We start from the raw sequence: 9,841 nt of genomic DNA on the forward strand, positions 1-9,841 counted from the left end.
CGGTCTTACCGGTACCGGGCGCTCCCTGGACGCAGATGGTCTCGTCGACACCGGCCCGGACGATCACGTCCTGCTCCGGCTGGATGGTCGCGACGATGTCACGCATCGGGCCGGAGCGCGGTCGCTCGATCTCGGCGTCCAAGATGTCGCTGTGCTGCTCGGGTGCGTCACCCGCCGTGAGGTCCTCGTCCTCGAAGGCGGTCATCTCGCCGTGCGTGAACCCGAACCGCCTGCGGATGCCGATGCCCATCGGCTCGGTCTTGCTGGCCCGGTAGAACGGCACCGAGATGTCCGCCCGCCAGTCCACCACCAGCGGCTCGCCGAGGGCGTCGTTCACGTGCCGGCGGCCGATGTGGAACGTCTCCTCGGCCGGCTCGAGGTAGTCCAGCCGGCCGAAGAACAGCGGTACGTCGGGGTCGTCCTCCAGCTCCTTCATCCGCTGGAAGATCGCGGCCTGCAGGAACTCCTGGTTGACCCGGTCCGCGCTGTGGATCTCCAGCGAGCCGGTCTTCTCCCGCATCAGCGCCAGCGCGGCCCGGGAGGTCTTCAGGTAGTCCTGCTCCGCCTGAAGGGTGTCGGACGTGTCTGCGGGCATGCTGGAACCTCCGGCGAGTTGGGGGGAGCCCAGCTACGTTACTTGACCACTCTGCGCCACGGAACTGGTTTTCACCCCTTCACCGCGCCGGTCAGGACCCCCTTCGCGAAGTGCCGCTGCAGGAACGGGTAGATGATCAGGATCGGCACGATCGACACCACCAGGATCGCCATCTGGATCGATGCCTGCGGCGGCAGCAGTTCGGTACCGAGCTCCGCGCTGCCCAGCTGCGTGTCGTTGATGACGTACGTCCGCAGTACCAGCTGCAACGGCCACAGCTTGGAGTCGTTCAGGTACAGCAGCGCCGAGAAGAAGGCGTTCCAGTACGCCACCGCGTAGAACAGGCCGATCACCGACAGTACGGCCTTGGACAGCGGCAGCACGATGTACGAGAAGGTCATCAGCTCACCCGCCCCGTCGATCCGGGCGCTCTCGGTGATCTCGCTCGGCAGGTTCATGAAGAACGCCCGCAGTACGACGACGTTGAAGGCGCTGATCATCGTCGGCACGATCAGCGCCCAGATGCTGTCCAGCAGCCCGACGCCCTTGACCGTCAGGTACCGCGGGATGATGCCGGGCGAGAACAGCATGCTGAACAGCACGATCAGCAGGATCGGCCGGCCCGCCGAGAACCCGGGCCGCGCCAGCGCGTAGGCGAGCAGGCACGACACGGTCAGGCTGAGCAGCGTGCCGACGACCGTCACGAAGATGCTGACGAACAGCGCCCGGGTCACCACGCCGCCCGCGAACAGCGACTCGTACGCCCGGAAGTTGACCGACTTCGGGAACAGCACCAGGCCGCCGGACTCGTTGATCTGCTTGTTCGGCGCGACGCTGGTCGAGATCACCCCGACGAACGGGACGATCACGACCGCGCAGAAGACCAGCAGGACCAGACCCTTGAAGACCCGCATCGGCCAGCCGGGCATCGGAACGCCCTGCACGATCTTGCGGGGTACGATTTTCCGGCTCATCGCTGGTAGACCCCCTGCTCGCCGAAGATGTGCGCCACCTTGTTCGCGGTGAGCACGAGGATGACGCCGACGATGCCCTTCACCAGGCCGACCGCCGCCGCGACGCCCCAGGCACCGCCGAGTACGCCGTTGTTGTACACGTACGTGTCCAGTACTTCGCTGACGTCCCGCCCGACCGCCTGCTGCTGCAGGATGATCTGCTCGAACCCGACCGTGAGCGAATCACCCAGCCGCAGGATGAACAGCAGGATGATGATCCCGCGCAGCCCTGGCAGCGTGACGTGCCAGAGCTGCCGCATTCGGGTCGCGCCGTCCACGCTCGCCGCCTCGTACAGCTGCGAGTCGATCTGGGACAGCGCGGCCAGGAACAGGATCGTTGCCCACCCGGTGTCCTTCCAGATGATCTGCGACGTCAGCAGCACGTGGAACAGTTCGGAGTTCCCGATGATGCTGACCGTCGACAGGTCGTGCGAGCGCAGGTAGTTGTTCAGCAGGCCGCTGCCGCCGAGCATCTGCTGGAACAGCGCGACCACGATCACCCAGGACATGAAGTGTGGCAGGTACAGGATGCTCTGCGCGATCCGCTTGATCCGCTCGGAGAACAGCGAGTTCAGCAGCAGCGCGAGCAGGATCGGTGCCGGGAACACGAAGATCGACTGCAGGCACGTGAGGATCAGCGTGTTCTTCAACGCCCGCAGGAACGCGGGGTCGCCGTTGAAGATCACGCTGAAGTTCTCCCAGCCCGACCAGTCACTCCCACCGATCCCCAGGAACGGCTGGTAGTCCTTGAACGCGATCACGTTCCCCAGCAACGGCACGTAGTGGAACGCGATGATCAGCGCGACGCCAGGCAGTGCGAACAACAGCAGCACCCGGTCACGCACCAACCGCCGCCCAAGACTCAGCCGCTGCTGCGATCGCTTGGAAGTCCTTTGCAGCATTACTTCCCGCCTGCCGTGGCGAACGCGTCCTGCAGCTCGCCGCGGATCTTCTCACCGCCGGACGACAGGAACGTCTTGACCGCGGGAGCCCAGTCCGACACCGGCTTCTTGCCCTGAACGATCTGGTTCTCCAGATCGGTCAGTACGCCGGTCAGCTGGCTCCACTGCTTCGAGCTCGTCTCGGAGTACAGGCCGTACGACGCGTCGTACAGCAGCCGGTCCGCGATCTTCTCCTGGATCTTGTGCTGGTTCTGCGGCACCTGAGGCTTGCCGGCCCAGTAGAGCGCCAGCGTCGAGTCGGAGATGTACTGCAAGCCGATCCCCGTCTCCACGATGCCGGTCTTGGTCGGCACCGGGTCGGTGCCCTCCAGCGTGTAGTGCCGGCCCTGGACGCCGTACTTGCGGAACAGGTACTCCTCGGTGCCGAACGGCGCGGCCATCCAGTTCGCGACCTTCAGCAGCGTCTCCGCGGAGTGCTTGCTGGCCTTGTTGAACGCGGTCACGTTGTTGAGCGCCGCCCCCATCCACACCTTGCCCTCGCCGCTGCTGAACCCCGGTACGTCGAGCATGTCGACCGCGAACGCGTCTCCGGCCGTGTTGTCCGAGTAGTACTGGTTCCAGGCCACGAAGCTGTCGTAGTCGAAGGCCGCGATCCCGCCGTTGAACCACTGCTTCCGGGCGGCCGCCTTGGCGCTGAACGTGTCCGGGTTGACGACCCCGGCCGCGACCAGCTTCCGGCACGCCTCCAGCGCGTCCTGGTTGCCGTCCGCCTCGTACACCGAGATGAACTTGCCGCCCTCTTCCTTCCAGTTGTTGGGCATCCCAAGCATCATCCGGACGTACGACGTCGGCACCCGGGTCCAGGCCCAGCGGTTGTCCTTCGCCGCGGTCATCTCCTTGCACAGGGCAAGGAACTCGTCGAAGTTCTTCGGGGCCGGGTCCTTGATGCCCTTGGCGGCGAGCAGGTCGGCCCGGTAGAGCGGCAGCGACGTACGGGACATGCCGCGCGGCACCGGGACGCCGTAGATCGCGCCGTTGAAGACGCAGCCCTTCCAGTACAGGGTCGGGATGTTGGCCAGGAACGGGTACTTCTTCACCGCGTCACCGGACAGGTGCTCGGTGAGGTCCATCGCCTTGGCCTTCAGCAGCCCCGGGATCTGCGGCGTACCCGGCGGGACGTTCAGGATGTCCGGCAGGTCGCCACCGGCGATCCGCGTGGCGAACTTGTCGTTGTACTCGTCGTTCGACGCCATGCTGATCTGCAGCTCGGAGCCGAGGCGCTTGTTGACCTCCTGCCAGAACTGGTTCTGGTCGGCGGCCGGTGGGATCGCGCCGGGGATGTTCGTCATGAACGTGATCGGCTTGCCGTCGCCGGGGGCGTCGGCGATCGCCTTCACCGGGTTCGCCGGGTACTTGAGGAAGCCGTCCAGCACCACATCGGTACCGGGCAGGTCCGGCTTGATCTCGCCGTACTTCATGTACGTCGGCAGCTTCACGGCCGCGTTCGCCGCGGCGGTGTTCTTCTTGCCGGACGCGCACCCCGCCAGCAGCGGCGTACCCGTGACCGCGACAGCGGCGGCGGCCAGACCGCCACCGAGGAAACTTCTTCTGCTGACCGGCATGAGGCCTCACTTCCATCGGAGGGCCACACCATGACATAGTACGTCCTATGTCTTCAAGAGTCGGCGCTTCGGAAATCTTCGATCCGGCGGGCAGCGGGTATCACACGTTCCGCATCCCGGCGGTGCTGGCGCGTGCCTCGACGGTGCTGGCGTTCTGCGAGGGCCGGCTGCACGGATCCGGCGACGCCGGCGAGATCGAGGTCGTACTGCGGCGTTCGCTCGACGGCGGCCGGACCTGGCTGCCGCTGCAGGTGGTGTCCGCGGCGCCGGGCAAGACCTGTGGAAATCCGGTGCCGCTGCACGATCCGGAGTCGGGCGACATCGTGCTCGTCACCGTGCAGAACGGCGCGGACGCGGTCGAGCTGTCGCTTGCCCGGGGCACCGATCCGGTCGACGGGCGGCGGGTGTTCGTCCAGCGGTCGTCGGACGACGGTACGTCGTGGTCGGACCCGGTGGAGATCACCGCGCAGGTGAAGCCGGACGACTGGGGCTGGTACGCGACCGGTCCGTGTCACGGCGTCGCGCTGCGCTCGGGGCGGCTCGTCGTACCGGCCAATCATTCTTTTGTGCCCTCTGAGCCCGTAGACGATCTGGTCAGGCTGAACGGCGGGCACTGCATCTACAGCGACGACGGTGGCGTCAACTGGTCCGTCGGGTTCGTGGATCGCAACGACGGCGCCGAGATCAACGCGAACGAGACCGCCGTCGCCGAGCTGCCGGACGGTCGGCTGTACTTCAACGCCCGCAACCACCAGGGCACCGGTCCCGCCCGCGTGCATGCCTGGTCCTCGGACGGCGGCGAAACGCTCGACGCGCCGTACGCCGGGATCCCCGAGATCACCGCGCCCGGGATCCAAGGCAGCGTGCTCTGCCTGCCGGACGGGCGGTTGCTGCTGTCGACCCCCGTGAACCCCTCGTCGCGCCGGGAACTGACCGTTTTCGTCTCGTCGGACTCCGGTGCGTCGTGGAAGCCGGCCCTGGTCGTGCACGAGGGCATGGCCGGGTACTCGGATCTGGTGCTGCTTCCGGACGGTTCCGTCGGGATCTTCTACGAGGCCGGTGAGACGTCCTCGTTCGCGACCCTGCGCTTCGCCACATTCGCCCTTGAGAGGTTGGAGTTGTCTTGACCGAGTCCGCCCGGTTGACCGGCGTTGTTCCGCCGCTCGTCACCCCGCTCACCCCGTCGTACGACGTCGATACCGCATCGCTGGCGCGGCTGATCGAGTACCAGCTCGGCGGGGGTGTGGACGGGGTGTTCGTGCTCGGCACCTCCGGCGAGGGAACGTTCCTCACGGACGAGCAGCGCCAGGTTGTGCTGGAGACGACCGTGGCGGAGGTGGCCGGTCAGGTGCCGGTGCTGGCCGGTGTCATCGACACGTCCACCGGCCGGGTCGCCGCGCACGTCTCCGCCGCCCTGAAGGCGGGCGTGGACGGACTGGTGGCCACCGCCCCCTTCTACGCCGCCACCCATCCTGCCGAGATCGAACGCCACTTCAAGCAACTGGCGGCGCAAGCCGGGGATACCCCGCTGTATGCCTACGACATCCCCCCGCGCGCCGGCACCAAATTGCCCGCATCCCTCATCATGTCTCTGGGCGAACAGGGTGTGATCGCGGGAGTGAAGGACTCGTCCGGCCAGGAGACCTCGCTCCGCGAGCTGGTTCTCTCCCGGCGCGAGAAGCACCTCGACGGGTTGACGATCATGACCGGCTCCGAGGTAACCGTCGACTCGGCCTTGGCCTTCGGCGTGGACGGCGTCGTACCGGGCCTGGGAAACGTGGATCCTGCCGGCTATGTGCGGTTGTTCCAGGCGGCTGTGGGTGGTGACGCGGCGGCTGCACGGAGCGAGCAGGACCGCCTGTTCCGACTGTTCGACATCATCAAGGTCCCGGACCGCTCCCGGATGGGCGCCAGCTCGTCCGCACTGGGCGCGTTCAAGGCAGGCCTGCATCTGCTGGGCGTGATCGACTGCCCGCTCACGGCGTACCCCTGTATCCCTTTGAGCGACACTGAGATCGAAGCGATTCGGCCGCTACTGGTCCGCGCCGGATTACACTGAGCGATCCAGTCAAAGGGAGGCCGGCAGTGACAACGGGTGGGCTCAGCCGGGCACGCGGTGCGGCAGGGAACCAGTCCTTCATCCGGGATGCGATGAAGTCGTACATCCTGGAGCGCGGGCTGAAGGCGGGTGACCCGCTACCGAACGAGCAGGAGCTGATGGCCCAGCTCGGCGTCGGCCGGCACCCGCTCCGCGAGGCGATGAAGGCGCTGCAGGCGGTCGGCATCATCGAGATCCGGCACGGGTACGGCACGTACGTCGGCGAGGTCAACCTGCAGTCCCTGGAGGACGGCCTCGCCTTCCGGATGTCCCAGTCGATGGCCGGCGACCTCCGCGACGTCCAGAACGTCCTGGAGGTCCGCCAAGCCATCGAGGTCGGTCTGGCCGACGACGTGGTCGAACACTTCAAGCAGCACGGCTACGACACCCTGGAACCCATCGTCCAACGCATGGAATCCCAGGCCGCCGAAGGCAACTACTTCCCCGCCGAGGACTGGGCCTTCCACCAGGCCCTCTACGAGCCCCTTGGCAACGCCCTGGTCATAGACCTCCTGTCAGTCTTCTGGCGAACCTTCGCCCAGGTGGACGCCCGCCTCCCCGGAGCCCGCTACACCCCCGCCGACGCCGCCGCCTGGCACCGAGACCTCCTGAACGCCCTCGAATCCGCCGACCCCACCACCTACGCCACCTCCATGAAGTCCCACTTCAACGGCATCCACACCCGCCTCGGCGAGTAGGTCCGCCCGCTCGACAGTGCGTATACGTCCACTGCGCCGAGCTCGGACGGGTTGGTGAGCGTGAGACTGGGTGGTGACCGGCGACACCTCCTGTCGAGCTGCCGCCTGTGGATGAGTAAACGCAGACGAGGGGGTGGTTCGGGCACCATCCTCGGATGGAACCGGTCGATCAGATCCTGGCGCGCCGGGGTGGTTGGGCCACCGCCCGTGAGTTGGCGGGTTCGGTGTCGAAGCATGCCATCGGCAAGGCTGTCGCCTGCGGCGCCATCCAGCGGATCGCCCTCGGAATCTACGCACTCCCCGGGCTCCCGGCCGACACGCTCGCGGTGCTGGCGTACGACGGCGTGCTCTCACACGTGAGCGCCGCGGCCGCTTCCGGCCTTCCCTTGCTGGTGACACCCGAGAAGCCTCATCTGATCCTGCCCCCGCACCGCCGTCCACGACCGGGTCCACCCGCTGTGCTGCATTGGGCCGACGTGAGCTCGGCAGAGCGGCAGGGGCGAATCACGTCCTTGTCCCGCACGGTCGCCGACTGCGCGCGAATACTCCCGTTCGCTGAGGCCCTCGCAGTCGCCGATGCGGCCCTCGCCACCCGGCAGTTACTCGGAGACGATCTGCTGTCAGAGGTGTCCGCGATGCGGGGGCCCGGCTGTCCGAACGCTCGCCGGGTCGCAGCGGTGGCCACGCCGTTGGCCGGCAGTTTCCTCGAATCGATGCTTCGGGCGCTCCTGATCAGCGCGGGCATCGACGGCTTCGAACCGCAGGTGCTCGTGTCGCACGACGGATTCCGTGCCCGGGTGGATCTTGGGCATCGGCCTGCCAGGTTGGCTCTGGAAGCCGAGGGCTTCGAGTACCACGGTTCCCGGCAGGACTTCGCCGCCGACTGTTACCGGTACGACGAGCTGAACACGGCCGGCTGGTTGGTCCTCCGGTTCACCTACGAGCAGATCATCGGCGACCCGGCCTGGGTTGTCGCGACCGTCCGAGCGGCCCTGGCCCAGAGGCTTGGCGCCTGAAGTCCGGCCGCTCGACAGTACGTATACGTCCACTGCCGCGAGGCGGTCGGTCGTCTGAGCGTCGCGGCCGGCCGGCCGAGCTGACACCTCCTGTCGAGCGGCCGATCGTCCACGATCCTCTCCTCCTCCTTCGGCATCAGGCGAAGAGGTTTTCAGCGTCGAGGATCCCGCCTCTTCCTCCGTTTTTGTTCTTTTGAGGTCAGGCGAAGAGGTTTTCGGCGTCGACGATGGTGTAGGCGTAGCCCTGTTCGGCCAGGAAGCGTTGGCGGTGGGCGGCGAATTCGGCGTCTATGGTGTCTCGGGCGACGATGGAGTAGAAGCGAGCGGTGCGGCCGTCGCCCTTGGGGCGGAGGACTCGGCCGAGGCGCTGGGCTTCTTCCTGGCGGGAGCCGAAGGTGCCGGAGACCTGGATGGCGACCGACGCCTCGGGGAGGTCGATGGAGAAGTTGGCGACCTTGCTGACCACCAGGCGGGTGATCTCGCCGTGCCGGAAGGCGTCGAACAGGCGCTGGCGTTCGCGGACGGTGGTCTCGCCCTTGATCACCGGGCATTCGAGGCGCTCGCCCAGTTCGTCCAGCTGGTCGATGTACTGGCCGATGACGAGCAGCGGTTCGTCCGCGTGGTGCTCGGCGATCCGGCGTACCAGCTTGGACTTCGCGGGGGTGGAGGCGGCCAGGCGGTAGCGGTCCTCGGGCTCGGCGGTCGCGTACACGAACCGCTCGGTCTGCTCCAGGTCCACCCGGACCTCGACGCAGTCCGCCGGCGCGATCCAGCCCTGCGCCTCGATGTCCTTCCACGGCGCGTCGTACCGCTTCGGGCCGATCAGCGAGAACACGTCACCCTCGCGGCCGTCCTCACGGACCAGCGTCGCGGTCAGGCCGAGCCGCCGGCGGGTCTGCAGGTCCGCGGTCATCCGGAAGATCGGCGCCGGCAGCAGGTGCACCTCGTCGTACACGATCAGGCCCCAGTCGCGCGCGTCGAACAGCTCCAGGTGCGTGTACACACCCTTCCGCCGCGTCGTCATCACCTGGTACGTCGCGATCGTCACCGGCCGGATCTCCTTGCGCGCACCGGAGTACTCGCCGATCTCGTCCTCGGTGAGCGTCGTACGGCGCAGCAGCTCGTCCTTCCACTGCCGCGCGGACACCGTGTTCGTGACCAGGATCAGGGTGGTCGCGGACGCCTGGGCCATCGCGGCCGCGCCGACGATCGTCTTACCGGCGCCACAGGGCAGTACGACGACACCGGAGCCGCCGTGCCAGAACGAGTCGGTGGCCTGCTCCTGGTACGGGCGCAGCTCCCAGCCGTCCGTTACCAGGTCGATCTGGTGCGCCTCACCGTCGACGTACCCAGCCAGGTCCTCCGCGGGCCAGCCCAGCTTCAGCAGGGTCTGCTTGAGGTGACCGCGCTCCGACGGGTGCACCAGGACGGTGTCGTCGTCGAGCCGCGCGCCCAGCATCGGTTTGACCTTGTTGCTGCGCAGTACCTCTTCCAGCACCGGCCGGTCGGTGGTCACGAGCACCAGCCCGTGCTGCGGGTGCTTCTCGAGCCGCAGACGCCCGTACCGATCCAGGGTCTCGGCGATGTCGACCAGCAGCGAGTGGGGGACCGGGTAGCGGCTGTAGCGCAGCAGTACGTCGATCACCTGCTCCGCGTCGTGCCCCGCGGCGCGCGCGTTCCACAGCCCGAGCGGTGTCAGCCGGTACGTGTGCACGTGCTCCGGCGCCCGCTCCAGCTCCGCGAACGGCGCAATAGCCTTCCGGCACTCGTTGGCGTCCGCATGCGCGGTCTCCAGCAACAACGTCTTGTCCGACTGCACAATCAGAGGACCGTCCGACACCACAGCTCCCATCCACGACAACCCGACCCTCCATTGTGCCTGCTCCCGCCAAACGCG

Annotated in this window: 8 protein-coding genes and 1 pseudogene; 4 read left to right on the forward strand and 5 right to left on the reverse strand. The window is 67.2% G+C overall.

The window, feature by feature from the left end; all coding sequences use genetic code 11:
- From VFF46_RS17790 to VFF46_RS17805, 4 genes and pseudogenes are all read right to left on the reverse strand, one after another.
- A pseudogene (locus VFF46_RS17790) lies at nt 1-595 on the reverse strand (AAA family ATPase); the annotation flags it as partial.
- Between the two features lie 71 nt (nt 596-666).
- Nucleotides 667-1,569 carry a carbohydrate ABC transporter permease gene (locus VFF46_RS17795; protein ID WP_325038253.1) on the reverse strand — a complete coding sequence of 301 codons (903 nt, stop codon included), beginning with the start codon at nt 1,567-1,569 and terminating at the stop codon, nt 667-669.
- Nucleotides 1,566-2,441, reverse strand: a complete 876-nt coding sequence (locus VFF46_RS17800) for an ABC transporter permease (RefSeq protein WP_325038259.1) — start codon at nt 2,439-2,441, stop codon at nt 1,566-1,568. Before VFF46_RS17800 ends, VFF46_RS17795 begins: the two co-directional genes overlap by 4 nt.
- Nucleotides 2,442-2,509: 68 nt before the next feature.
- A complete protein-coding gene (locus VFF46_RS17805) occupies nt 2,510-4,132 on the reverse strand; it encodes an extracellular solute-binding protein (RefSeq protein ID WP_325038254.1) in 1,623 nt (540 codons plus the stop codon).
- Between the two features lie 47 nt (nt 4,133-4,179).
- On the opposite strand from VFF46_RS17805, the gene VFF46_RS17810 reads away from it, so the two are divergent.
- The 4 genes from VFF46_RS17810 (at nt 4,180) to VFF46_RS17825 (ending at nt 7,944) form a co-directional block, all read left to right on the forward strand.
- On the forward strand, nt 4,180-5,259 hold the full coding sequence (locus VFF46_RS17810) for a sialidase family protein (protein ID WP_325038255.1): 1,080 nt from the start codon (nt 4,180-4,182) through the stop codon (nt 5,257-5,259).
- Nucleotides 5,256-6,191: a dihydrodipicolinate synthase family protein gene (locus tag VFF46_RS17815; protein WP_325038256.1), complete on the forward strand. Its 936-nt coding sequence runs from the start codon at nt 5,256-5,258 to the stop codon at nt 6,189-6,191. The genes VFF46_RS17810 and VFF46_RS17815 overlap by 4 nt, the downstream gene beginning before the upstream one ends.
- 26 nt (nt 6,192-6,217) lie before the next feature.
- A complete protein-coding gene (locus VFF46_RS17820; protein WP_325038257.1) occupies nt 6,218-6,928 on the forward strand; it encodes a FadR/GntR family transcriptional regulator in 711 nt (236 codons plus the stop codon).
- A gap of 155 nt (nt 6,929-7,083) precedes the next feature.
- Nucleotides 7,084-7,944, forward strand: a complete 861-nt coding sequence (locus VFF46_RS17825) for a DUF559 domain-containing protein (protein WP_325038258.1) — start codon at nt 7,084-7,086, stop codon at nt 7,942-7,944.
- A 199-nt stretch (nt 7,945-8,143) separates the two neighbouring features.
- Here the strand turns inward: VFF46_RS17825 and VFF46_RS17830 are convergent, their stop codons facing one another.
- On the reverse strand, nt 8,144-9,784 hold the full coding sequence (locus VFF46_RS17830; RefSeq protein ID WP_325038260.1) for a DNA repair helicase XPB: 1,641 nt from the start codon (nt 9,782-9,784) through the stop codon (nt 8,144-8,146).
- Between the last annotated feature and the right edge of the window lie 57 nt (nt 9,785-9,841).

This window comes from Kribbella sp., assembly GCF_035655035.1.
Lineage (GTDB): Bacteria > Actinomycetota > Actinomycetes > Propionibacteriales > Kribbellaceae > Kribbella.

What these genes read in the sequence shown, in the direction of transcription:
- VFF46_RS17795 (WP_325038253.1), bottom strand. Translation starts at nt 1,569, where the DNA reads ATGAGCCGGAAAATCGTACCCCGCAAGATCGTGCAGGGCGTTCCGATG.
- VFF46_RS17805 (WP_325038254.1), bottom strand. Translation starts at nt 4,132, where the DNA reads ATGCCGGTCAGCAGAAGAAGTTTCCTCGGTGGCGGTCTGGCCGCCGCC.
- VFF46_RS17810 (WP_325038255.1), top strand. Translation starts at nt 4,180, where the DNA reads ATGTCTTCAAGAGTCGGCGCTTCGGAAATCTTCGATCCGGCGGGCAGC.
- VFF46_RS17825 (WP_325038258.1), top strand. Translation starts at nt 7,084, where the DNA reads ATGGAACCGGTCGATCAGATCCTGGCGCGCCGGGGTGGTTGGGCCACC.